Genomic DNA, 25,371 nt, shown 5'->3' on the forward strand with positions numbered 1-25,371 from the left:
TGGATTGTTCGGTTAATATTAATAAATTGTTAATTTTAGTTTACTTCACATCGGGCTCCTGCTGGCTCAAGCAATGCCAGCTGCCCAAGCCCCAAATGATATCCGTACTGTCAATCCCTAAAACCTTGCGGCCTGGAAAACACGCAGCGAGTATATCCAGTGCTTTTTGGTCATTCCGATCGTCGCGGTATGTGGGCACGATCACCGCCGCATTGGCAATATAAAAGTTGGCATAGGAAGCGGGCAACCGCTGGCCTTCGTAAACCATCGGTTTTGGCATCGGCAACTCAATGATTTGAAGTTGTTTGCCGTCTATTAATCGCATTTTTTTGAGCAATTGCAGGTTTTCTTGCAAAATGGGGTAGTTTTCATCCGATCGGTTTTCTTCCACCACGGTGACTACGGTATCGGCGTTTACAAAACGGGTCATGTCATCGATGTGGCCGTCGGTATCGTCGCCCACGATGCCATCGCCCAGCCAGAGGATTTGCGATACCCCGTAATAGGCATATAGAAATGCCTCGATTTGCTGCTGGTTTAAGTGTGGATTGCGGTTTTTATTCAGCAGACAGGCTGTACTGGTTAAGATGGTGCCCTCTCCGTTGAAATCGACCGATCCACCCTCCATGACAATACCGGGATGATAGACCGGGACGTCCAGGGCTTTGCCTACCAAGGTGGGAATGACATCATCTTGCTCATAAGGCGGGTATTTATTTCCCCAGGCATTGTAGTCCCAGTCCACGATGATTTTCGGAATATCGGCATTGGGATTGATCAAGAATGCGGGGCCATGGTCACGGCACCATGCATCATCCGTCGGGTGGTGGTAAAACGTGACGGCTGACAGATTTACACCGGCATTGGCCAAATGGTCGGTCGCAAAGGCCTCCATGGCGGCATCCCTGACGTTGATGCACACATGCTCGCCTGCGGAAACTTCCTTGATGAATTGGGAATACGGCGCGAAGACGGCTTCGAGCTTGCCCGGCCAGCTCGCTTCTTTATGAGGCCAGCTCAACCATGTGGCGCGGTGTGGGTGCCATTCGGCCGGAAACTGGTAGCCGGATGCTTTTGGTATTTGTACGGTCATGTTGTGCAAAGAAACAGGAAGTTTTTGGAAAAAACAGGAATGCCGCAAACGGTTATTCATCAATAAACCGTTTTGTAATCGGCTGATAACTATCAATCCGCCTGTCGCGCAAGAAAGGCCAATGTTTGCGGAAATAATCCGACTGGGACAAATCTACTTCGGTGACTTCAGTTTCCTCGGCATCGTGGGAGGCTAAGTAAAGCAAACGGCCCTGTGCATTGGTAATGAAGCTGCCCCCCCAGAATTTCATGGCACCATCCTGCTCAAAGCCCACACGGTTTACACTGACCACGGGCAACCCATTGGCTACTGAATGGCTTCGTTGGATAGTCTGCCACGCATTGTACTGATCCTGGTTGGTCTCTTCATCCTGATCGGAAGCCCAGCCGATAGCCGTCGGGAAAAACAAGATTTCAGCACCCATTAAGGCGGTGATGCGTGCCGCTTCGGGATACCATTGATCCCAGCAGATCAGTACCCCGATGGTCGCATATTTGGTTTTGAAAGTTTTGTAGCCCATGTCTCCGGGTGTGAAGTAGAATTTCTCGTAATAACCCGGATCATCGGGGATGTGCATTTTACGGTATTTTCCCAAGTAGGCACCATCGGCATCGATGACAGCTGTGGTATTGTGATACAAGCCCTCCGTGCGTTTTTCAAATAGGGAAGCGATAATGACTACTCCCAATTCGGCAGCAACGGCCTGCAACGTCTCCGTCGACGGACCGGGAATGGGCTCGGCCAATTCAAAATTATCGTAGTCTTCCACATCGCAGAAATAAAGCGACGTGAATAACTCCTGCAGGCAGATAATTTGTGCGCCTTTTGCCGCGGCTGCACGGACTTGGTCGACTGCTTTGGAAAGGTTGGCGGCTTTGTCTGCCACACAACTCATCTGCACTGTTCCGATCTTTACGTTGGTCATGATGATGCTGTCTTGTTCAAGCTGCAAAAGTACGAAAACTGTGCCAATAACGGGGAGAGGGATTTTACGAAAAATTCGTAAATTAGCCTTATGAAAAACTATGTTGCGATATTGCTGCTGGGAGGGATGGCATGGGCTACCTCCGCCGCTGCCCAGCAATTACGGCTTACCGGTAGGGTTGTCAATGCCGAGACCGCAACGCCCGTCGCCGGTGCCAGCATATTCATCAATAATACAACCTACGGCACAAGCTCAGCAAGCAATGGGAGTTTTGAATTGGGCGGCATTGCCCCGGGAACCTACGAAGTCGTGGTCTCATCGGTAGGCTACCATACCCATGTGACGTCGATCGAGCTCAGGGATAGCCAGTCCGTTTATTTGCCTATCAAGCTGAAGGTCAAATCGACGATGCTTGAGGAAGTAGACGTGGTGGCATTCGAAAAAGACGGATGGAGCCGTTGGGGACGGTTATTCCTGGAGACATTCATCGGTACTTCTCCCAATGCTTCCCGGACTAAGCTCTTGAATCCCGAAGTGTTACGTTTCAGGCATTACCGTGATGAAGGTTATTTAGAAGTTATGGCCAGCGAACCGTTGATCATTGAAAATCGGTCGTTGGGATATACGATTGAATATTTATTGAGCAATTTCCGTGTCGATTTTCGCAATCGGGTAAATCTTTATGCCGGTTATCCCCGTTTTGTCGAGATGACAGGGGGGAGGCGCAGCCTGCGGACTTATCGGCGACGCCGGGCGGCGACTTATGCGACCTCGTTGATGCGCTTCATGCGTAGCTTATACCAAGGTACAATCCGTGAGCAGGGTTTTGAAGTAAGGCGTATGGAGCGCAAGCCCAATAGGGAAAAGCAACGCGTGCAGGCGTTGCAGCGGACGATCTCCAAAACCGATAGGTATACCCAAGATTCGTTGGCGTATTTCCGTAAGGTCATGCGACAAGAAGATGAGTTTGTAACCGTTTTCCCCGATTTGTTAACCGTAGATAGCCTGTTGGTAGATAGTGCGGATGGCCGCAAAAAACTGGTGTTTGAAGATTACCTATATGTCCAAAATATGCGCCTTAAGGAAGAGCCCGGTTATCTGCGTCAGTTCAATGAAACGCGAAAACCGGGCCCCCAAACATCAATATTGTTGCTATATGACAGTCCGTATATTTGGATTGAGCGCAACGGTAGCCACTTCCCACCCCAAAGCCTTTATACAGGGTGGTATTGGACATGGTGCGACAAAGTGGCTGATTTATTACCGCTTGACTACCCGTCGCCCATTGGTTACTGATCCGCGCGCTCGAAATCAGTAGGTCAGCTCGTACGTTGCCACTTCGTTTTTCAGGAATGTGGGCACAATGATGAGGTTTTTGCCCGGCACGAAACCGATGTCTGCCGTATTGGATTTTTCTGCTTGCGTATCCAATATCACGGTCGTCTCACCACCTTGGATGAGGAAGATTTCCCCGTGCCACCTGCTGGCTACGAATGTGCTGTCGTTAAGAACAACCAGCCCGTCTCCGCCCGTTACTTCGGTGTTTATCGTTTCTTGGGCGTAATTGCCATCATCACTGAATTTTTTCAAGCCCTCGCCATCCAGTGCATATAAATGGCCATTATGGTATTCCAATCCATTTACATTGGCATTTGTCGTGGAGATGACCGTATAGTTCCCATCCGTCGTCATGCTGTAAATTTTACCCGTCCGGCTATCCGAAAAATAGAGCTGCTTGCCATCCGTGGCAAGGTCGTTCAGGAAGACGGCACTGTCTATGGTCACGGTTTTCTCAATCGCCGCTGAAGAAACGTCAATGATTTTCACCGCATCGATGTCCGTGACGTATAATTTGCCATCCAGCAATGCCATGCCTTTAGGAGCGTGTAAGTCGCCTTCTACCCATTTGAGCTCACGGATGGTGCCATCGGTATTGACGATGGAGATGAATCCGTCGTTGTCTTTTTCCCCGGCTTTGGTATTGCCGTTGGTTACATAAATGATGTCTGTCGCGGGATCATACAACGTCGATTCCGAACCGGTAAATACCGTATCCGTTTTCCAGGAAAGTGTCAGCTCCGGTGTGGCGGGCGCTTCGGCCGTGTCGTTGTTTTGGGTACCGCCGGTGCAGCCCAGTATAACCGATGCAGCGGCAGCAAGAAGAAATGAATAGTTCATCATATTTAGGATTTAATTAATAATGTTTCACTGTCTTCCCATCACGCATCATCGACACCCCCGATCACCTGCCTACAACTGCTTCCGCAGCCGAGCTACCGGTATTCCCATAGCTTCACGGTATTTAGCCACAGTACGGCGTGCGATGGTGTACCCCTTTTCCTTCAATATTTCCGTAAGTTTTTCGTCAGCCAATGGCTTGCGTTTATTCTCGTTGGAAATACATTCTTCCAGTATTTTCTTAACTTCTTTATTGGAGACCTCTTCACCCGTATCGGTCTGAATGGCTTCCGAAAAAAAAGATTTCAGCAAAAACGTGCCAAACTCGGTTTGCACATATTTGGAGTTGGCCACCCGGGATACGGTGGAAATGTCCATGTCAATGCGGTCTGCAATATCCTTCAGGATCATCGGCTTCAGCTTGCGTTCATCGGCCGTGAGGAAATATTCGTACTGGTAATTCATGATGGCATTCATGGTTTTGAGCAACGTTTGCTGCCGTTGCTTGATAGCATCGATAAACCATTTTGCCGAATCGAGCTTCTGCTTGACAAACTGTACGGCTTCCTTCATCTTTTTGTCCTTCTGTGCAGCCTTATCGTAATGGTCGAACATTTCCTGGTACGAACGGCTCACGCGTAGCTCCGGTGCATTGCGTGCATTGAGGGTCAAGTGGAGCACACCATCACTGTTGGTGACGTGGAAATCCGGGATGATATGCAATTGCTTGCCCGCCACCGCTCCCGAATCTCCCGGTTTAGGGTTGAGCTTAAGAATCTCATTGACAATTTCCTTTAGCTCATCCGAGTTGATGTTGAGCGCCCGCTCCAATTTGTCGTAGTGCTTTTTGGTAAATTCATCCAGGTAATTTTCCACGATGGCCATTGCCTTTTTGATAACTGGGCTTTCCTGATCCTTTTTGCGGAGCTGGATGAGGAGGCACTCCTGGAGGCTACGGGCACCGATTCCGGGAGGGTCAAACTCTTGGATGATTTTAAGCATGTCTTCTACCTCTTGCTCTTCGGCGATGACATTTTGCGAAAATGCCAGATCATCAATGAGCGATGAGATAGGACGCCTGAGGTATCCATCGTCATCCAAGCTGCCGATGATTTGCTGCCCGATGAGGAAATCCCGATCAGACAACGCCAGCAAGTCCAATTGCTGTTGCAGATTTTCGAAGAACGAGTTTTGGATAGCTATGGGAATTTCCTTACGGTCTTCCTCATCATCACCATTATATTGTCCGGATCCGTAGTCATTGATATCATCTGTTTGCAGGTAGTCGTCTACATTAAATTCGTCAAGTTCTGCAGACTGATCTTCATCGCTAAAGCTATCTTCATCAGGGTCTTTATCCGGATATTCTTCCACAGGATCATTCATGTTGGCAAGGCTGATGTCCTCTAATGCCGGGTTCTCTTCCAATTCCTCCTTGATACGTGCATCCAACGACACTGTCGGCACCTGCAGCAATTTGATAAACTGGATTTGCTGAGGGGATAATTTTTGTAATAACTTTTGTTGTAAGGTCTGTTTCAGCATAACTAATTCACTTCACAAACATACGCAAAAATATGAGTTATTAACTAAAATGGATTGCGGCATGGAGAAATAATAGCCCCGATGCTAGCCAAGCAATAAATGAGCAATATCTTTTTGAGAAGTGATTTTTCACATGGATTACGGGGCCGTTGATATTTATTTTACGGCGAACTAAACACGACGTATGATGAAACAGCGAAAATACCTGATGTATGTAACGATGGGTGGCATGGTGGCCGCTTATCTGTTTGTTGCCACATGCAACGGTGAGAAGATGCAGCAAGAAACGCAGCAAACATCGGCAGGGGCCAATCTGGCTACGCTATCCGAAGCTGACCAACGGTTGATTCAGCAATCACGCTCCATTTTTGGTGCGTTGCCTGCATCGGCCGAGGTTGAGACCAACCCATTGAATGCCACCAAGGTGGAACTTGGCAAGATGCTCTTCCATGATGCGAGGCTCTCCAAGAGTAGCTTCATCAGCTGCAACAGCTGTCATAATCTCGCCAGCTACGGTGTGGACAACCTGCCCACTTCCGTGGGGCACAATTGGCAGTTGGGCAATCGAAATGCTCCCACCGTATTGAATGCCGCCTTCCATATGGCCCAGTTTTGGGATGGGCGTGCCGCAGATGTGGAAGAACAAGCCAAGATGCCCATACTCAATGAAGTGGAAATGGCGCTCCCGCACGAAGAAGTAGGCACGGGAAAAATCGCTTCCATCCCCGAGTACCAGAAGCTATTTGCAATAGCTTTTCCCGGCGAAGAGATCCCCCTGACCTATGACAATATTGGCAAGGCTATTGCCGCTTTTGAGCGGACGCTCATTACCCCTTCGCGTTTTGACCGCTATTTGGAAGGCGATGCAGATGCATTGACCCCGCAGGAAAAACGGGGGCTGGAAGCCTTCCTCACGGCCAATTGCCAGACCTGTCACATGACCCCGCTGTTCGGTGGCCATATTTACCAGAAATTCGGTGTCATGAAAGACTATTGGGAACTTACGGGAAGCAAAGCGATTGATAGGGGACGTGCCGATGTAACAAAGAATGAAAACGAAAGCTATGTTTTTAAGGTGCCTTCATTGCGCAATATCACCCGCACATACCCTTATTTCCACGATGGCAGTATTTGGGATCTGAAACAGGCAGTGGCCATCATGAATGAGTTGCAGTTTGGTAAAAAGCTTGGTGATCAGGAAATTGACGATATTGTCGTGTTTCTGGGGTCGTTGACGGGAGATATCCCCGAATCGGCAAGGTTGTTGCCTATTTTGCCACCTTCATCCGGTACAACGGGGCTGCCGGATTTCCAGTAAGATCATGCAAAGCAAAAAGGGCGCTTTTCAAAACGCCCTTTTTGCTTTGCATGTGGCTTTCTTACAATTGTTTTACCAGCTTGTCCGTCAAGACGGATTTGGGCACGGCGCCAATTTGTTTGTCTACGATTTGGCCATCTTTGAAGAACAGTAGCGCAGGGATATTGCGTATACCATATTTTACTGAGATATCAGGATTATGATCCACGTTCACCTTGCCTACGACGGCTTTACCGTCGTATTCTTTCGCCAATTCTTCTACAATGGGGCCAACCATGCGGCAAGGACCGCACCATTCAGCCCAAAAATCTACCAATACGGGTTTGTCTGATTGCAATACAACCTCATCGAAATTGCTGTCTGTGATTTCTAATGCCATGATGTTAGTTAGTTGTGGCTGCCAGCTTTCAGCCATTGGCTTTCAGCTTTCAGCTTATGTTCACGCTAATTGTTTACTTTTTAATCTTCATTTCCGGTCTTCCCGACTCCGGTCTCCGGACTTCCGACACAAAGATAACTATCAAATTCATTGCCAAGGCATGCACACCGACAATCTGACATTAATTTAACTTGTAATTGACACCGTTTATTTCAGTGAGTGCTTCAATAAAATCGTTACTTGGGCTGATTCTCAGTTCCTTAGATGGCATTTCAATGCTTATTTCGGACTCGAAATCCCGCACGGCAAACTTGAGCTGGCAGGTTTTGTTTTCGTGCTGCTCCATATTGGCATTTACCAAGCGCTGGATGCGGCTGACGAAATCATCGTTCAGTTCATGCAGGGGTACCTGGATGGTGATGCATTTGGCCAGCTTATCCCGTAGATCGGACAGCAGTTGCATTCCTTTCACTTCAAACCCCCAATTGCCCGCCTGGCGGAAACGCTCTTGGATGAGGCCTCGTATCTGTATGAAATACCCTTCATGGAGGTAGCCTTTCATTTTGACGTAATCTTCACCGAACAACGCAATCTCGTAGGAATCGGCATAATCTTCGAATACCATCACGCCGAAAGGTTTGCCGTTTTTGGTGATGCGGTGGCTGGCTGCGGTGACCATACCGCCGACGGTGAGTTCCCTGTTCTTAATTTTATTGAACTCTGTACGGGTTTCTTCATCCACTTCCGATGCTTTCATTTTGTCGATCAGCGTGAGCAATCGCACAGGATGCTGGCAGAAATGGTTGATTTCAAAGCGGTAATTGTCCAATGGATGGCTGGTGAGGTAGATACCGATGACGTCCTTCTCGTACTTCAGCTTTTCAATCAGTCCCCACTCCGCGCAGAAGGGCAGGGTCGGTTCGGGAATCTCCACACTGCTGCCCCCGCCAAACAGGCTTACCTGTGCCGAATTTTCATTTTCCTTGTATTTAGCCCCATATTTCAACGCTTTTTCCAATGTTGTGCCTCCGCCATCGGTATCCGCATGGAAATACTGCGCACGATGAGTGCCAGCAAAACAGTCGAACCCACCGGCATAAGCCAGGCTTTCAAAGGCTTTCTTGTTGGCAGCCCGCAGATCGATCCGCCGTGCCATGTCGAAAATGGATTTATAGGCGCTGTCCTTGCGACTTTGCACGATGGTATCTACTGCTCCCGCACCCACGCCTTTCACCGCACCCATACCAAAGCGGATGGCCCCTTTATCGTTTACGGTAAATTTATAGTACGACTCATTGACATCAGGCCCCAGCACCTGTAGTCCCATGCGCTTGCATTCCTCCATGAAGAAGGTCACCTGCTTGATGTCATTCATGTTGTTGGAAAGCACGGCGGCCATGTATTCCGCAGGGTAATGCGCTTTCAGGTAGGCCGTTTGATAGGCCACCCACGCGTAGCAGGTGGAGTGCGACTTGTTGAAGGCGTAGCTGGCGAACGCTTCCCAGTCTTTCCATATCTTTTCCAGTACTTTGGCATTGTGTCCATTGGCGGCAGCTTGGTCTACAAACTTGGGCTTCATCTTGTCCAGCACGTCGCGCTGTTTCTTGCCCATGGCTTTGCGGAGCACGTCGGCCTCGCCCTTGGTGAAGCCCGCCAGCTTCTGTGAGAGCAGCATCACCTGCTCCTGGTATACCGTGATGCCATACGTTTCTTTCAGGTACTCCTCGCAGGCGTCCAAATCGTACGTGATGGGTTCTTGGCCATGCTTGCGCCGGATGAAACTCGGGATGTATTCCATAGGCCCCGGACGGTATAATGCATTCATGGCAATGAGATCTCCGAAGACCGTGGGCTTGAGTTCCTTCATGTATTTCTGCATACCGGGCGACTCGTACTGGAAGATGCCGATGGTTTCGCCGCGCTGGAAGAGTTCATACGTCTTGACGTCGTCTATCGGAAATTCATCAGGGTTAAGCTCGATGCCATGCCGGTGTTTGACGATGCTTACAGTATCCTTGATGAGCGTGAGGGTCTTGAGGCCGAGGAAGTCCATTTTAAGCAGCCCGGCGCTTTCCACCACGGAGTTGTCAAACTGGGTCACATACAGCTCTGAGTCTTTCGCTGTAGCCACCGGCACGAAGTTGGTGATATCGTCGGGCGTGATGATGACGCCGCAGGCGTGGATGCCCGTATTGCGGAGCGAGCCTTCGAGTACCTGTGCCTGTTTGATGGTCTCGGCCTCCAGGCCGGAGCCCTGTGCCATAGATACCAACTGCTGCACGTTTTCCAGCTCTTCCGAGCGCAAGGCGCTTTTCAATGCCTGCGCATCCATGTTGAAAATCTTGTTGAGTTTCAGGTTGGGGATGAGTTTGGCTATTTTGTCGGCCTCGAACAAGGGCAGATCCAGTACCCGTGCGGTATCGCGGATGGACGACTTGGCGGCCATGGTGCCGTAGGTGATGATTTGGGCTACCTGGTTGGCACCATATTTATTGATAACGTATTCCATGACCCGGCCGCGGCCTTCATCATCGAAGTCGATATCAATATCTGGCATGGATATCCGGTCGGGATTGAGGAACCGTTCGAACAGGAGGTCATAGGCAATCGGATCGATATTGGTGATGCCGAGGCAGTAAGCTACCGCAGATCCAGCCGCGGAGCCCCGGCCCGGCCCGACGGACACACCCAGTTTCCGGGCTTCAGCAATGAAATCCTGCACAATGAGGAAATAGCCGGGGTATCCGGTGCGCTCAATGGTCGCCAGTTCGAAATCCAGCCGCTCCCGTATTGCAGGTGTTATTTCAGGGTAGCGCCCTTCGGCACCTTTATAGGTGAGATGCTGCAGGTATTTGTTTTCCCCCCGTTTGCCGCCATCTTGCGCATCTTCTGCCACCTGGAATTCCTCCGGAATCTCAAATTTGGGTAGCAATACATCGCGGTAGAGCGAATAAGGGTCAATTTTATCGACAATCTCCTGAATGTTGAGGATAGCTTCGGGCAGGTCAGCAAAAGCCTTTTTCATCTCCTCGCCAGACTTGAAATAATAAGCGTCGTTGGGCAGTCCGAAGCGGAAGCCACGGCCACGCCCTTTAGGCGTTGCCAGCTTCTCGCCATCCTTCACGCAAAGCAGGATGTCATGCGCATGGGCATCGGCTTTATTGATGTAGTAGGTATTGTTGGTGGCTACGATCTTTACGTCGTGTTTATTGGCCAGTGCAATGAGGCTTTGATTTACGCGATCCTCATCTTCCTGCCCGTGCCGCATTAGTTCGATATAAAAATCGGTGCCGAAGGTGGCTTTCCACCATAACAACGCTTCCTCGGCCTGGTTTTCGCCCATGTTGAGGAGCTTGTTGGGAATTTCTCCGTAAAGATTGCCCGAAAGGACGATGATATCTTCTTTATACCGCTCAATGACAGAACGGTCGATACGCGGCACATAATAGAATCCCTTGGTATAGGCGATGGACGACATCTTGGCCAGGTTGTGGTAGCCGTTTTTGTTTTTGGCCAAGAAGACGACCTGATAGCCGTTGTCTTTTCGCGACTTGTCCGCATGGTCATCACAGATGTAAAACTCACAGCCCACGATGGGTTTGATGACAACCTCTGTGGGTGTTTCGCCCTTTTCGATGGCAGCCTTATTTTTGGCTTCCGCGCCTTTATTGTGGTTGAGTACGCTGCCTACGAAGTGAAAAGCGCCCATCATGTTGCCATGGTCAGTAATCGCCACCGCGGGCATCCTGTGTGCCGCTGCTGCCTTCACCAGGTCACCCACCGATATCGTCGATTGCAGGACAGAGAATTGCGTATGGTTGTGCAGGTGCACGAAGTCCACCTTTGCCATGTCGCGCCGGTTGGCTTCGAGATCCTGCGTGGGGGTTGCGGCCTGTTGCTGGCGTTGCAAGCGTCTGCGGATCTCATCGGACGCGGCTTTCAGATTGACATGCGCCAATCCGATGGGTTGGATCGGCTGCGGGTTGCTTTCGCGAAATTCCACGAAATACCCGGTATCCACCTGCAGTTCGGCGGGAGTGAAGACTTCACGCTTGATGAGTTCGAGGAAACAGCGCGTGGTAGCCTCCACGTCGGCAGTAGCGTTATGCGCCTCAGCAAAGGGGATGCCGAAAAGGTATTGATGCAACTCTGTGAGGTTGGGCAATTTGTATTTGCCCCCGCGCCCGCCGGGAAGCCGCAGCAGTTCGGCCGTCACCTCCGTACAAGTGTCCAATACGGGCAGCTGCGCTAAGGGCGTGTCCACGCCATAGCGGTAGTATTCGCATCCCATGATGTTGATGTCGAACCCGATGTTTTGGCCCACCACGAATTTTGCCCTGGCCAGCGCTGTATTGAATTTTTCAAGCACATCCGCCAACGGAAAGCCCTGTTCCGTGGCCAGCTCCGTGGAAATGCCGTGTATGCGCTCCGCATCAAATGGGATATTGAAACCATCGGGCTTAATCAAATAGTCTTGATGCTCAATGAGGTTGCCCTGGGCATCGTGCAGTTGCCAGGCTAGCTGTATACAACGCGGCCAATTGTCCGTATCGGTGACCGGTGCATCCCATCGTTTGGGAAGACCGGTAGTTTCGGTGTCAAAAATCAAATACATGGGTTGCCAATAAAAAGGGTGGCGGTAAAATATTCAAACAAACTTACGGATTTAAACGGGGAATGGGAACAGAAAAACTGCTCGGTTCCTTGCTAAATAATCAAGGCGCTGGAATTAATAGCATTATGTTTTCAACACTTTTCCATTGCCGGATGGATACAACCATCCAGGTGCGTTGCCATTAATAATCAGCTATAATGCTCCAGTTTTTAAATTTTCTTTATTTTTTGGTTTTAATTGGTTGGCAATGCTGAAATTTTTTATATTATTGAATAATTGTTAAAAATAATATATAAAATTTGCGATTTTGTTATTCAAATTACTATTTTAGTAGCGAAATTATTATTAACAATCACAATGTATTCGAAAAAATCTACACTTCCCTTTGTTTTATTGGTTATAATAGCGCTTTTGGCGCTGTTTTTTCCAGGATTGCCCGCAACGGGCGAGCATGAGTTTGATGCCGCAGACATTGCTTGGATGCTGACGTCTACTGCCCTGGTGTTGATCATGACACCGGGTCTGGCCTTTTTCTATGGCGGTATGGTCAAGAAGAAAAACGTTATTTCTACGATGTTGCAGAGCTTTATCTGCATGGCCGTTGTGGCCGTTATATGGGTAGTGTTTGGTTTTAGTTTGGTGTTTGGTGAGTCCATTGGTGGTATCATCGGCAATCCGGCGACTTATTTTATGTTTGGTGGCGTCATTGGCGGCGAGAATTGGCCCGGTGCACCAACGATTCCTTTTGCCTTGTTTGCCCTGTATCAGCTTAAATTTGCCATCATCACGCCGGCATTGATTACCGGGGCGTTTGCTGAGCGTATACGCTTTACTTCTTATGTGTTATTCCTTTGCTTGTTCTTTATCTTTATCTATGCCCCGCTTGCTCACGCGACTTGGCATCCAGATGGGTTATTGGCCGGTATGGGGGTATTGGATTTTGCCGGGGGTACGGTCGTACACATGTCGGCAGGTGTCACCGCGTTGGCATCCGCGCTTTACCTGAAGCAGGGAAATGCAAACGGTGGGCATGATCCAGCACGGATTTCCTATGTGATTTTGGGTACGGGATTTCTGTGGTTTGGTTGGTTTGGTTTTAATGCGGGCTCGGCCTTTGGAGCAAGCGAGCTGGCCGCTACCGCACTGGCTACGACCAGCACGGCATCTGGTGCGGCTGCATTGGCTTGGATATTTTTCGATGCCGCCAGGGGTAAGAAACCAACGGCAATGGGTGTATGCATTGGCGTAGTCGTCGGCTTGGTGGCCATTACCCCCGCTGCGGGCTTTGTTACCGTGCCGCACTCGCTCATCATCGGGATAGTCGCCTCGATTATCAGCAGGCTTGTGGTTGAATGGCGTACCCGTTCGCGGGTGGATGACACGCTGGATGTGTTTCCAAGCCATGGTGTCGGCGGGATGGTTGGTATGATTCTAACCGGTGTCTTTGCCACCAAAACCATCAATAGTGTGGTCAGTACGGATGGATTGTTTTTCGGTGAGACGGGCTTGTTCACCGCGCATGTCATTGGGCTGGTCGGGGCCGTTATATTCACGTTTGCCATGGCCTTTGTTATCCTTAAGGTAACCGATGTGATTACGAAATTGCGCGTTTCACCTGAAGAAGAGGAAGTGGGGCTGGATATCAGCCAGCATGGCGAGAAATTATAAAGCAGTACGCGATGAGCATACAAGCCATCCTCAGGTAGCAGCTGGGGATGGTTTTTGAATGTCATCAGCCAGAATCTTAATGTAAGTTAAGAAAACCAAGTTGCAACACAATTATTTAAAAATTGTGTATCTTTGCAGCACTCAAACGCATAACATGAGTGACGCAATAAAACATGAGTGCGGTATCGCACTGGTTCGCCTGTTAAAACCCCTTTCTTATTATCAGGAAAAATATGGTACGGCCTTATATGGTATAAACAAGCTGTACTTATTGATGGAAAAGCAGCACAACCGTGGACAGGACGGCGCTGGTATTGCCACCATCAAGCTTGACGTGAAACCCGGTAACCGCTACATCAGCCGCTATCGCTCCATGGCACCGAATGCCGTGGCCGATATCTTTGAATATGTGCAGAAAAAGTTTGCCGCGGTGCAGCGCGCCTATCCGGATAGGTTTGCCAATGCCCAATGGCTCAAAGATAATGTGAGCTTTACGGGTGAAGTGCTCATGGGACACCTCCGGTATGGCACCCATGGCAAAAATAGCATCGAGAATTGCCACCCTTTCCTGCGGCAGAATAACTGGATGACCCGTAATTTGGTCATCGCAGGCAATTTCAACATGACCAATGTGGACGAATTGCTTGAGCAATTATATGAGCTGGGCCAACACCCCAAGGAAAAGGCAGATACGGTGACCGTGCTGGAAAAAATCGGTCACTTCCTTGATTCCGAAAACCAGGAACAGTTTGATAAATTCAAGCGGCAAGGCTATAGTAATGTAGAAATCAGTGCACTGATTGCCGAACACCTCGATGTCGCACGGATTTTGCGCAAATCAGCCAAAAACTGGGATGGTGGTTATACCATCAGCGGAATAGTTGGCCATGGCGATGCCTTTGTTATGCGCGATCCGGTGGGTATCCGACCTGCTTATTACTATGTCAATGATGAAGTGGTCGTGGTGGCATCCGAAAGGCCAGCCATCCAAACCGCGTTCAATGTGAAATTTGAAGAAATCAACGAAGTAAAGCCCGGCTATGCATTGATTGTGAAAAAAGACGGCTCAATTACCGAGGAAATGTTCAGGGAACCTGCGGAAAAGAAATCGTGCTCGTTTGAACGCATTTATTTTTCCCGGGGTAGCGATGCTGCTATCTATCAGGAACGTAAGCATTTGGGACACTTGCTTTGCCCGCAAATATTGGATGCTATCAATTATGATATCAAAAACACGGTATTCTCCTACATTCCGAATACCGCGGAAGTAGCATTTTATGGACTTGAAGAAGGTATCAATGCTTATGTGCGCAAGCTTCAGAAAGACACGTTGCTCAACCGTGCAGACAAGATTTCGGATGACGAGTTGAATGAGATGCTGAGCATAGCGCCGAGGTTTGAAAAATTGAATATTAAAGATGCCAAACTGCGTACATTCATCACCCAGGATGCAGATCGGCAGGATATGGTACAGCACGTGTATGACACGACCTATGGCATCGTCAAAGACCATCAAGACACCATTGTGGCGGTAGATGATTCCATTGTAAGAGGAACCACGCTGAAACAAAGTATCCTAACCATCCTCGACCGCCTCAATCCCAGGAAAATCATCATCGTTTCATCTGCACCGCAAATTCGCTACCCCGATTGTTATGGTATTGACATGTCCCGTTTAGGCGAATTTGTCGCTTTTGAAGCGGCAGTTTCGCTGTTGTACAAAAGGGGGATGGGTAATGTGGTGGAAGAGGTGTACCGCAAGTGCCTCGCCTCATTGGAACTGCCCAAAGATGAGGTGGAAAACTACGTAAAGGCCATCTATGCGCCTTTTACCGATGAGGAAATTTCCAAGGAAATTGCCGGCATTATCCGGGGCACCCATATCAACGCCGAGGTAGAGGTGATTTACCAAAAGCTGGAAAACCTGCACATCGCTTGCCCGGATCACAAAGGAGACTGGTACTTCTCCGGCGACTATCCGACACCTGGTGGCAATCGGGTAGTCAACCGCGCATATATGAATTGGGTGGAAGGAAAGAACGTGCGGGCGTATTTCAGTGCGTAAAAAAAGCGCGCACTTTTTTCTCGTCTACGGCCATCTGGTCGATCAATTCCTGCATGGTTTCAAACCATTGGTCATGCCGGATGAAGTGGAGGAATTTGACGCGTAGTGTCTTCCCGTAAATATCTTCGTTGAAGTCAAAGAGGTGTATTTCGATGCTCCGGCCTACACCGTCTACGGTTGGCCGGGTACCGATGTACCCCATCCCTTGTAAAACACGTTCCGGCAAGTTTGGCGAATAGGGGCCGGTTTTAATCTTGATGGGTTCAATGATGGCTGCCTCCACGGCATAGATGCCATAAGCCGGGATAAGCTTATGGCTTTCATGTACTTGTAAATTTGCCGTGGGGTAACCGATATTCCGTCCCAACTGATTGCCACGGATGACCATGCCCGTCAATTGGAAGGGATACCCCAAATAGCTGTTTGCCGTATTGATATCGCCCTTAATGAGCGCTTCGCGAATCTTGGTTGATGAGACCGCCACGTCGTTAATGTCCTGCTCTGGGATTTCTTCCACCGTATAACCGTATATCTCCGCATGGCCAAGCAAGTCATTCAGCGATCCACTACGGTCCTTACCGAAACGGTGGTCGTAGCCGATGACGATCTTTTTGGTGCCTATTCGGTCTACGAGGACTTCACGGATGTATTCCTCCGGTGATTGGTTGGAAAAATCGCGGGTGAAGGGGGTAATGATGAGGTGGTCAATGCCTGCGTCAGCGAGCTGCTGTACCTTTTCTTCGATGTCGTTGATGAGCCTCAAACTATCGTCTTCCGGGTGCAGAATCATGCGCGGGTGCGGGAAAAACGTCAGCAATACCGTTTCACCACCGATCGCTTTTGCACTTTCTTTTAGCGTACTCAATATTTTCTGATGCCCTACGTGCACACCATCAAAAGTACCGATGGTCACCACTGCGTTTTCCAGTGGAATGAAATCCTCAAGATTTTTGTATATCTTCATCTGATGCTGCAAAGGTAAAGTCCTTTATGTATTTCACCAAGTCAGCCACCTGCCAGGCTTGTCCTACATGGAAGTTGCCGCTTTTTGTTCGCCGCAAACAGCTAAGGTGCGCCCCATTATCCAGTGCTTTGCCAAAGTCGTGTGCCAGCGAACGGATGTAGGTGCCTTTGCTGCATACCACCCTGAACTCAACATTTGGTAGGTCAATATTCAAGATTTCAAACGCGTGAATATGTACAGTACGGGGTTTCACTTCCACAGTCTCGCCGCGCCGTGCTTTTTCATACACCCGCTCGCCATCCATTTTTACAGCTGAATGGGCAGGTGGCACCTGCTCAATTTTGCCAACGAAAGCGGTTGCCATTTTCCTGATTTGCTCGTCCGTAATACCCGATATGTCAAATCGCTGGTCAATATCGCGCTCCAAGTCATAGGATGGTGTGGTGGCACCCAACGTAATGGTGCCTGTATATTCCTTTTCCTGGGCCTGGAATTCGTCAATGCGCTTGGTGAATTTGCCCGTACAAACGATAAGCAAGCCGGTGGCTAAGGGATCAAGCGTACCTGCATGCCCCACTTTCACGTTCAAGGGCTTCATGGCACTGCGTATTTTCCGTATCACATCAAAGCTGGTCCACCGGAGCGGCTTATCGATCAACAGCACTTCGCCTTCAGCAAAGTTAAACGTTGGGCGGGAAATTTCCATCATAAAATCTGCAAGCTGTGTCCGCTGACTAACAGGGCAATGATGATGCCACCTACAATAATCCGGTACCAGCCAAATGCCTTGAATCCATATTTGGAAACCACACCAATAAATGATTTGATGGCAATGATGGCCACGATGAAGCCAATGGCATTTCCAATAATTAACTGGTTGATTTCCGATCCATTCAACGCATTCCCATTATCGAAGTAATCTTTCAGCTTGAGTATGGTGGCACCAAACATCATGGGGATGGCCAAAAAAAATGAAAATTCGGCAGCGGCCTTACGGGTAAGCTGCTGGGTCATGCCCCCTACAATCGTGCTTGCCGACCGGGACATGCCGGGGATAAGTGCAAGGCATTGGAATAAGCCGATTTTCAGTGCCTGCCCATAGTTGATTTCATCGGAGTCATCGATGGAAGGTTTGTTGAACCACTTATCGACAAACAACAAGATAATCCCGCCAATGACGAGCGTGACGCCCACTACCAATGGGCTTTCAAGCAAACCATCGATGGCGTCGCTGAATAAAAAACCCAGGATAACCGCTGGTATGGCCGCCACCACCAGCTTGTAGTAAAAAGTGAGCGACCGGAAAAAGCGTTTATAATACAATACCAATACAGACAAAATGGTGCCCAGCTGGATAGCGATGGTAAACAACTTGACGAATGGGGTGGGAGATACCCCCATTAAAGCCGTCGCAATAATCATATGGCCGGTTGACGATACCGGCAGAAATTCAGTGAGGCCCTCCACAATGGCCAGCACAATCACTTCAAATAAGGTCATTGACTGTTACCTGAATTTTTAGGCTTTATTAAAATGGATACTACACCCAGTGCAAAACCGATGACGACCACAAGGGGGGCGAGGGTAATCTTGGTAAAACTATAAATATCCGACGTACCCATCATCAAAATAAAGCCCAGCAAAACGACTGCGATGCTGAGCAAGAAAAACTGGTAGTTCCGTTTGCCAAATACAAATGATGCCTTTTGGGACGGTTGTGATTTTTTATAGGACATATGCTGTGATTATCTGTATAATTCGTTTGACTTTAGGCGCAGATACTTGCTGACGGCAAAATACGTGCTCAATCCCGAAATGAGGATACCAAGCAAAGTTACGACAATAAATATGACAATAAATTCAAACCAATCGCGTAAAAACACCAATTCAGGGATTTCACGTTGCCCAAGGTGCAAGGTGAGTAAGAGCAATAAGATGGCAATGAGTGCGCCAAGCAAGCCATGCAAGACGCCATAGCCCAGAAAGGGCCGCCGGATGAATCCTTTGGTAGCACCTACCATCTGCATGCTTTTGATCAGGAACCGCTGGGAGTAAATGGCCAGGCGAATGGTGTTATTGATCAGTGCAACAGCAATGACCAGCAGTACCGCGGTAAACGCGAGGATGACAATGCCGATGGTACGGATATTTTTGTTGACCATGTCAATGAGTGACTCTTGGTAGACCACTTCCTTCACCATTTCATTGGCAGAGACTTTTTTGATGAATGTTTGGATACTGTCGGTATTGGCATATTCCGCTTTGAGGTAAATGTCAATGGAAGACAGCAGTGGGTTGTGACCCAAAAATTCAACAAAATCCTCACCCAATTCCTGAGACAGGTTGTTGGCTGCCAGTTCTTTGCTGATGTATTGTGACCGAAGCACATAAGGGTCGGATTCCAGTTCCTTTTGGAAGGCCAGCACATTCCCTTCCCCTGCGCCTTCATTCATGATGATATTGAGGACGATGTTCTCCTTCACATAATTGGATAAGTTTTTTGCATGTACGAGGATTAACCCCAAAAGGCCCGTCATCAGCAATACCAAGGCAATACTGATGACCGTGGATATGTATACCGATTTGGTCTTTTTCGAGGATGTACTTACTTCATATACTTCCATATGCCGTGGTGTTTTCGTTGCGAAAGTAACGAATTGCGTTGATATAAATGCAATTGGGCTGGCATAAATTCATTTTACGCCAGCCCGATTACCCCTCGTGTTTATTGCCAGCCGCCGCCCAGGGCTTTATATAGCGAGAGTTTGGTGATGGCTTTTTCCCTGCGGGTCTGTACCAGATTAATTTCCGCGTCGAGCACGTTCCGCTGGGCAGTAATGATATCCAGGTACGTGGCCCGCCCAGCCTTAAACAATTCATTAGCGGCATCCACAGCCATTAAAAGCGCATTCACCTCCTGAATGTTGTGCGCGCGGCGTTGGTTGATGTAATCCTGGGCTTTCAAATTGGTTTGCACCTCTTTCCAGGCGTTTAAGACCGTTTTCTCGTAATCCTGGAAGGCCATTCCATATTCCGCACTGGCAGCCTCGTATGCTGATCGGATGGCACGCTGGTTGAATACCGGGGCGATGAAACCACCCAACAAGCCATAAGCGATAGAAGTAGGAGCCATAAGGAACTTATCAATAGCAAACGCTTGGAAGCCCACGTAAGGTGATAGCACCAGTGACGGTAGGAAAGCCGCTTTCGAAGCCTTCATATCGGCATCGGAAGCAAGCAATTCCAATTGCGCCTGCCTCACATCGGGCCGGAGTGCTATCAGTTGGGTAGGAATACCTGCTACAAGGGAGTCCGTGAACGCATCGGTCATCCATCCGGCGGTGTCCCGGGCAATTCCGCCATGGAAACGGCCCAATAAAAAATTTAGGTGGTTTTCAGCTGCAGTGATCTGTTGAAGAACTTCCTGTTCCTTACCCTTTGAATTATGCACTACGGCATTGAACTGCTGAACACCCAGCTCGTCGGCCCGGCCTGCATCTTTTTGTACGTTGATGATGGCCAGCGCCTCTTCTTGGAGGCCGATGTTTTTCCGTAAGATGGTCAGTTCATTGTCCAATGCCAGCAGATCATAGTATGCCAGCGTCACTTCCTCTATCAATGCCGTTTGTATCAGCTTGCGACCTTCATACGAGGCAAGAAACCGTTGGTAGGCAGCGCGTTTTTGGTTCTTCAGCTTTCCCCACAGATCGATTTCCCATGACGTGCGCAAGCCGATGAAATAATCGGGTAGTGGATCTGGCAATTTTTCATCCTCATCGAGGTTATCCGAGAAGTTGGTGTCGTAGTTGCCAATGCCATCCATGGTATAAAAGCCGTATTTCCGCAGGCCGGCTTCGGCCAATGCGTCTACTGAGGGGAATAGGCTGGCCTTCCTGAGCCTTAGGTTGGCACGGGCAATCTCCACTTGGTGGAGGGCCTTTTCCATGTCGGGGTTGTTGGCCAGTGCCGTATCGATAAGGTCCACCAAATTGGGGTCATTGAAGAAATTGCGCCAGCTGACATATGCCGTGTTGGCCGTATCGGTATTGCCGTGGTAGCTGACGGGCAACGTGCGGTGCTGGTAGTCAGGTAGCTGCTTATTGGTTGAACAACTTGATAGCAAGATGAGGCAGCCGATGACTACCAAGCCTGCCGTGCCTACTTTGATCTTCTTTTTTTTCGAAGAAGCAAATAGTACGTACAGCCCGGGAATAACCATCACGCCGATGAGCGTACCCACCACCATGCCTCCTACGGCAGTGGTGCCGATGGATCGGTTTCCCAGGGCACCTGCACCGGAAGCCATGGCCAGCGGGATGAGGCCCGCGACAAAGGCAAAGGACGTCATCAATATCGGGCGTAGGCGCGCCGCCGATCCCTCTATGGCTGCCTGCAATTGCGTAGCGCCCTGCTTGTGGCGAAGGATTGCATATTCCACGATGAGGATGGCATTCTTGCCCAGTAAGCCGATGAGCATGACGAGCGCTACCTGTGCATAGATGTTATTTTCAAGGCCCAGAAGCTTCAGGAAGAGGAATGCGCCGAACACCCCGGCCGGCAGCGAAAGGATGACAGGCAGTGGCAGGAGGAAGCTTTCGTATTGGGCAGCGAGGATGAGGTAGACAAACAACAGGCAAAGCGCAAACACGTAGATAGCCTGGTTGCCCGATAGGATCTGCTCGCGCGTCATGCCTGACCATTCGATGCCGTAGCCTTGGGGCAATGTGGCCGCAGCCACCCGCTCCACGGCTTCAATGACCTGCCCACTGCTATATCCCGGAGCAGCGTCGCCACTGATGAGGGCGGCAGCAAACATGTTGTACCGGGTGACCTGCTCAGGCCCATATATCCGCTCCATGGTCACAAACGATGAATAAGGCACCATCTCGCCGCTGTCATTTTTTACATACAGCTTGAGCACATCTTCGGGCTTTTCGCGATAGCCCGGCCCAGCCTGTACCATCACCTTGTACATTTGGCCAAACCGGATAAAATTTGTCGCATAGAAGCTGCCCATCAGGGTTTGCAGCGTGAGCATGGCGTTTTCCACACTGATACCCTTCTTAGCTGCAATGTCATAGTCTACCTCAATGAGGTACTGTGGAAACCGCGGGTCAAATGTCGAAAAGGCATTGCCCACTTCCGGCGCTTCTTCCAGGGCCATCATGAAATCTGAAAGCACATCCGCGGTGCGGTTGAGGTCGTCAGCCCCGGATCGATCGAGTAAGCGGAGTTCGAAGCCGCTGGAATTGCCGAATCCCGGCACCGTGGGTGGGGGAAAGTACTCGATACTGGCATCCATCAGGTGATCGGTATGTTCGTCGAGCCATGCAATGACATCATCTACGGATGCCTTGCGATCTTCCCACGCCTTTAGGTTGATCATGCCCATGCCGTAAGAAGCGCCGGACACCTCGGTCACGATGCTGTATCCGGCGAGGGTAGATACGGTCTCTACAGCTTCATGCTGCCTGCTGATCGAATCGACCTGGTTGAGCACGGCAATGGTCCGGTCTACCGTGGCACCCGGCGGGGTGGTGACATTGATGTAAATCATCCCTTGGTCTTCGGTGGGGATGAATCCAGCGGGCAGGATGCTATTGGCTCCCCATGTGGCAATGAAGAACGCAACGAGCAAGCCCAAGGTCACGGTGCGCCTGCCCGCTATCTTGCCGATGAGACCCGCATACCGCATGGCGATCCGGTTGTACCAATTATTAAACCGTTTGAAAAACGCGGCCAGCCATCCTTTCGGAGCGGCCTTGTCATGTGGCGACTTGAGAATGAGTGCACAGAGGGCCGGTGTCAATGTGAGTGCATTGATGCCCGATATCACAATGGAGGCCGCTAATGTCAGCGAAAATTGCCGATAGAAAATGCCCACCGGACCGGAGAGAAACGCTACAGGTATGAATACCGCAGACATCACCAGCGTGATGGCCACCACGGCACCACCGATTTCCTTCATCGCAGCCAGCGTCGCTTCCATGGGGGGTAGGTGCTCTTCCTCCATCTTGACATGCACGGCCTCTACCACCACAATAGCATTGTCTACGACGATACCGATGGCCAGTACCAACGCAAAGAGGGTCAGTAAGTTGATGGAAAAGCCCAGCAGTTGCATGAAAAAGAGTGCACCAATAAGGCATACGGGCACCGCCAGGGCAGGTATCAACGTCGAGCGGAAATCTTGCAGGAAAATAAACACCACAAGAAAGACCAGCAGGAATGCTTCCACAAGGGTGCGGATGACTTCGCTGATGGAGGCGTCGAGAAAACGTGAAACGTCGTAGCTGACGGTATACTTCATGCCCGGTGGGAATGAAGTTTCCTGTAGTTCAGTCATACGTTGCTTGACATTTTCAATAACTTCCTGCGCGTTCGAACCGGGCAGTTGCTTCATCATGATGGATGCCGATGGGCGGCCATCCGTGCGGGATTCCATTTCATAGTCCAACGAGCCGAACTCTACGTCAGCGATATCCCGGATGCGGAGGATCGAACCATCGGCATTGGCACGGATGGGGACATTCCGGTATTGGTCGGGCTCCGAGAACTTGCCGGGGTAGCGCAGCACGTATTGTTGCATGTTTACCCGTTGGTCGGAGCCGATACCCGTCTGTCCGGGGGCAGCTTCTACATTTTGCGCACGCAGGGCGGCGATGACCTCTTCACTGGAAATATCGTATGCTGCCATCCGGTCGGGCTTGAGCCATACCCGCATCGCATAATCGCGGGCACCCATGATTTGGGCAAACCCCACACCTTCGATGCGTTTCAGTTCTTTCAGGATATTGATATCGGTAAAGTTATAGATGAAACGCTCATCCGCAGTCGGGTCGTCACTGAATACATTAAGGTACATCAGCATGCTGTTGACCTCTTTCTCCGTGGTCACACCGGCTTTGATGACTTCTTCCGGCAATTCGTCGAGTACCGTGGTTACCCGGTTTTGCACGTTTACGGCGGCGATATCCGGATCCGTGCCGACTTTGAAAAACACCTGGATCAGCGTCGTGCCATTGTTGGTGGAGACGGAAGTCATGTACGTCATCCCGGCCACGCCATTGATGGCCCGTTCAAGCGGTATGGCCACGGCGTCTGTACATACTTCGGCATTGGCACCGGTATAGTTTGCAGTGACCACCACAGATGGGGGTACGATGTCCGGAAACTGGGTGACTGGTAAGGTGAATAAAGCGAGTATTCCCAATAAAGTGATAAGCAATGAAATGACCAGCGACAGCACTGGCCTTTTAATGAATGTTTCGAGCATCTTACTGATTTTTGAAGCAAAGTGAGCTAATGATACGTTTATTGTGTTCCGCTTGCAGCCAATTGATTATCAGCCAAAGAAGTCATCTTCGGTGATATGGTCATGCCATCCCTTAAGTTTTGGACACCTTCAAACACGATGGTATCACGGGCACTCAATCCATCTTCGACCAGGTAATAATGTCCGATACGTGGCCCTGCCCGGAAGGGTGTCATCACCAAGGTCTTCCCATCTTTCACTTTATACACATAGGTCCGGTCTTGGATTTCGAAGACTGATTTCTGGTGTACGGCCAGGTTTTCACCGCTTTGCAGGGGCACACCGACCTTGCCGGAGGCAGCGTGTTTAATCAATCCATCAGGATTGGGGAAAAGCGCCCGCAAGGATATGGTACCCGTTGTTTCTTCAAATTCATTTTCAGCAAATCCAGCAGTACCAGTGTACGGATAAACGGTGCCATTCGCCAAGGTCAGCGTTACCGGCATGTTGAAGTCGACAGTGCGTATGTTGTCGTTGGCTACGATGCCGAGGTATTCTTGTTCGGAAATGTCAAAATAAGCATAGACATTGCGCAAATCCGAGATGGAAGTCAGCAATGCGCCTTCATCCAGCAGACTCCCTTCCTTCAATGGGATGCGATCGATTCTACCCGTAAAAGGTGCACGGACGGTTGTGTAGGCCAGCTGTGCTTTGGCGTGCTGCAAGAGTGATTTGGCCTCTTTTATCTTGGATTCAGCCGCAGCCAACTGGGCTTGTGCCACCTCCAAATCGGTTTTCGAAACAATATTTTTTTCGACGAGCAACTTCGTGCGATCGACTTCGAGGGAAATGGTTTTCCCATCGGCAATGGCATTTTCGAGCACCGCTTCACAACGGGCCACGTCAGAAGCATATTCTGTATCGCTCAGTTTGAAGAGTGGCTGCCCTTGGGACACCTCACTTCCCTCGTCGATATAAATTTTCTCCAAAAATCCCCTAAGCCTACTGCGGATCTCGACATTTTTAAATGCTTGGATATTGGCCACGTAATCCTGGTGTATGGTGGTATCCAATGCTTCCACTTCGATAACGGGCGTCGTCGTTATCGATTGTTGATCTGCCTGATCTTCCGTTTGTCCGCCGTCAACGGCGCATCCGCCCAATAAGCCAGCCAGTAAGCTGGATGCAAATAGCGGATAAATTAGCGTTAATTTAATATCCATGGTTTTTAGTTTATTTTAAAATAAAAGTCGTTTTCAGCACAAAGCGCCGCCATGCAATGCCCGCCTCGGGCATCACCCACCGGCGTTTAGCAATTGTCTCTCCCAAAAAAATACGGTTAATACGTTGGTAGCGTTATAACGAT

General features: G+C 49.7%; 17 protein-coding genes. 4 read left to right on the forward strand and 13 right to left on the reverse strand.

Annotated features, from left to right (window positions below; translation table 11 throughout):
- Positions 1–40: 40 nt before the first annotated feature.
- Entirely contained in the window at positions 41–1,093 is a 1,053-nt protein-coding gene (locus BMW65_RS12975; RefSeq protein ID WP_090606034.1) for an agmatine deiminase family protein, read from the reverse strand.
- Positions 1,094–1,145: 52 nt separating this feature from the next.
- Entirely contained in the window at positions 1,146–2,018 is an 873-nt protein-coding gene (locus BMW65_RS12980) for a carbon-nitrogen hydrolase (RefSeq protein ID WP_090606035.1), read from the reverse strand.
- Between the two features lie 90 nt (positions 2,019–2,108).
- Here BMW65_RS12980 and BMW65_RS12985 point away from each other — a divergent pair, with 90 nt between their 5' ends.
- Positions 2,109–3,314: a carboxypeptidase-like regulatory domain-containing protein gene (locus tag BMW65_RS12985; RefSeq protein WP_090605958.1), complete on the forward strand. Its 1,206-nt coding sequence runs from the start codon at positions 2,109–2,111 to the stop codon at positions 3,312–3,314.
- A 15-nt stretch (positions 3,315–3,329) separates the two neighbouring features.
- Here BMW65_RS12985 and BMW65_RS12990 read toward each other — a convergent pair whose 3' ends face one another.
- Together BMW65_RS12990 and rpoN are read right to left on the reverse strand one after the other, a co-directional pair.
- Positions 3,330–4,199 (reverse strand): PQQ-binding-like beta-propeller repeat protein, encoded by an 870-nt coding sequence (locus BMW65_RS12990; RefSeq protein WP_218145402.1) that lies wholly within the window; start codon positions 4,197–4,199, stop codon positions 3,330–3,332.
- 69 nt (positions 4,200–4,268) lie between these two features.
- Positions 4,269–5,741 carry an RNA polymerase factor sigma-54 gene (rpoN, locus tag BMW65_RS12995; RefSeq protein ID WP_090605959.1) on the reverse strand — a complete coding sequence of 491 codons (1,473 nt, stop codon included), beginning with the start codon at positions 5,739–5,741 and terminating at the stop codon, positions 4,269–4,271.
- Positions 5,742–5,925: 184 nt separating this feature from the next.
- On the opposite strand from rpoN, the gene BMW65_RS13000 reads away from it, so the two are divergent.
- Positions 5,926–7,059 (forward strand): cytochrome-c peroxidase, encoded by a 1,134-nt coding sequence (locus BMW65_RS13000; RefSeq protein WP_218145403.1) that lies wholly within the window; start codon positions 5,926–5,928, stop codon positions 7,057–7,059.
- A 61-nt stretch (positions 7,060–7,120) separates the two neighbouring features.
- Here the strand turns inward: BMW65_RS13000 and trxA are convergent, their stop codons facing one another.
- Together trxA and dnaE are read right to left on the reverse strand one after the other, a co-directional pair.
- The gene (gene trxA, locus BMW65_RS13005; protein ID WP_090606039.1) at positions 7,121–7,438 is read right to left on the reverse strand and encodes a thioredoxin; all 318 of its coding nucleotides are present in this window, start codon (positions 7,436–7,438) and stop codon (positions 7,121–7,123) included.
- 181 nt (positions 7,439–7,619) lie between these two features.
- A complete protein-coding gene (gene dnaE / locus BMW65_RS13010; protein WP_090605961.1) occupies positions 7,620–12,053 on the reverse strand; it encodes a DNA polymerase III subunit alpha in 4,434 nt (1,477 codons plus the stop codon).
- Between the two features lie 357 nt (positions 12,054–12,410).
- Between dnaE and BMW65_RS13015 the strand changes: the two genes are divergently transcribed.
- A complete protein-coding gene (locus tag BMW65_RS13015; protein ID WP_090605963.1) occupies positions 12,411–13,721 on the forward strand; it encodes an ammonium transporter in 1,311 nt (436 codons plus the stop codon).
- A 154-nt stretch (positions 13,722–13,875) separates the two neighbouring features.
- Positions 13,876–15,786 carry an amidophosphoribosyltransferase gene (locus BMW65_RS13020; protein WP_090605965.1) on the forward strand — a complete coding sequence of 637 codons (1,911 nt, stop codon included), beginning with the start codon at positions 13,876–13,878 and terminating at the stop codon, positions 15,784–15,786.
- Here the strand turns inward: BMW65_RS13020 and BMW65_RS13025 are convergent.
- The 7 genes from BMW65_RS13025 to BMW65_RS13055 all read right to left on the reverse strand — a co-directional run bounded on the left by BMW65_RS13025 (position 15,776) and on the right by BMW65_RS13055 (position 25,228).
- Positions 15,776–16,750 (reverse strand): bifunctional riboflavin kinase/FAD synthetase, encoded by a 975-nt coding sequence (locus BMW65_RS13025; protein WP_090605966.1) that lies wholly within the window; start codon positions 16,748–16,750, stop codon positions 15,776–15,778. The two genes, BMW65_RS13020 and BMW65_RS13025, sit on opposite strands and share 11 nt — an antisense overlap.
- On the reverse strand, positions 16,728–17,459 hold the full coding sequence (truB, locus tag BMW65_RS13030) for a tRNA pseudouridine(55) synthase TruB (RefSeq protein WP_090605968.1): 732 nt from the start codon (positions 17,457–17,459) through the stop codon (positions 16,728–16,730). Before truB ends, BMW65_RS13025 begins: the two co-directional genes overlap by 23 nt.
- The gene (locus BMW65_RS13035; RefSeq protein WP_090605969.1) at positions 17,456–18,250 is read right to left on the reverse strand and encodes an undecaprenyl-diphosphate phosphatase; all 795 of its coding nucleotides are present in this window, start codon (positions 18,248–18,250) and stop codon (positions 17,456–17,458) included. The genes truB and BMW65_RS13035 overlap by 4 nt, the downstream gene beginning before the upstream one ends.
- Positions 18,247–18,486, reverse strand: a complete 240-nt coding sequence (locus BMW65_RS13040) for a DUF3098 domain-containing protein (RefSeq protein WP_090605971.1) — start codon at positions 18,484–18,486, stop codon at positions 18,247–18,249. Before BMW65_RS13040 ends, BMW65_RS13035 begins: the two co-directional genes overlap by 4 nt.
- Before the next feature lie 9 nt (positions 18,487–18,495).
- The gene (locus tag BMW65_RS13045; protein ID WP_090605972.1) at positions 18,496–19,374 is read right to left on the reverse strand and encodes a cell division protein FtsX; all 879 of its coding nucleotides are present in this window, start codon (positions 19,372–19,374) and stop codon (positions 18,496–18,498) included.
- Between the two features lie 101 nt (positions 19,375–19,475).
- A complete protein-coding gene (locus BMW65_RS13050; RefSeq protein ID WP_090605974.1) occupies positions 19,476–24,026 on the reverse strand; it encodes an efflux RND transporter permease subunit in 4,551 nt (1,516 codons plus the stop codon).
- A gap of 38 nt (positions 24,027–24,064) precedes the next feature.
- Positions 24,065–25,228 (reverse strand): efflux RND transporter periplasmic adaptor subunit, encoded by a 1,164-nt coding sequence (locus BMW65_RS13055; protein WP_090605975.1) that lies wholly within the window; start codon positions 25,226–25,228, stop codon positions 24,065–24,067.
- Between the last annotated feature and the right edge of the window lie 143 nt (positions 25,229–25,371).

The organism is Parapedobacter koreensis, from assembly GCF_900109365.1.
Taxonomy (GTDB): Bacteria; Bacteroidota; Bacteroidia; order Sphingobacteriales; family Sphingobacteriaceae; genus Parapedobacter; species Parapedobacter koreensis.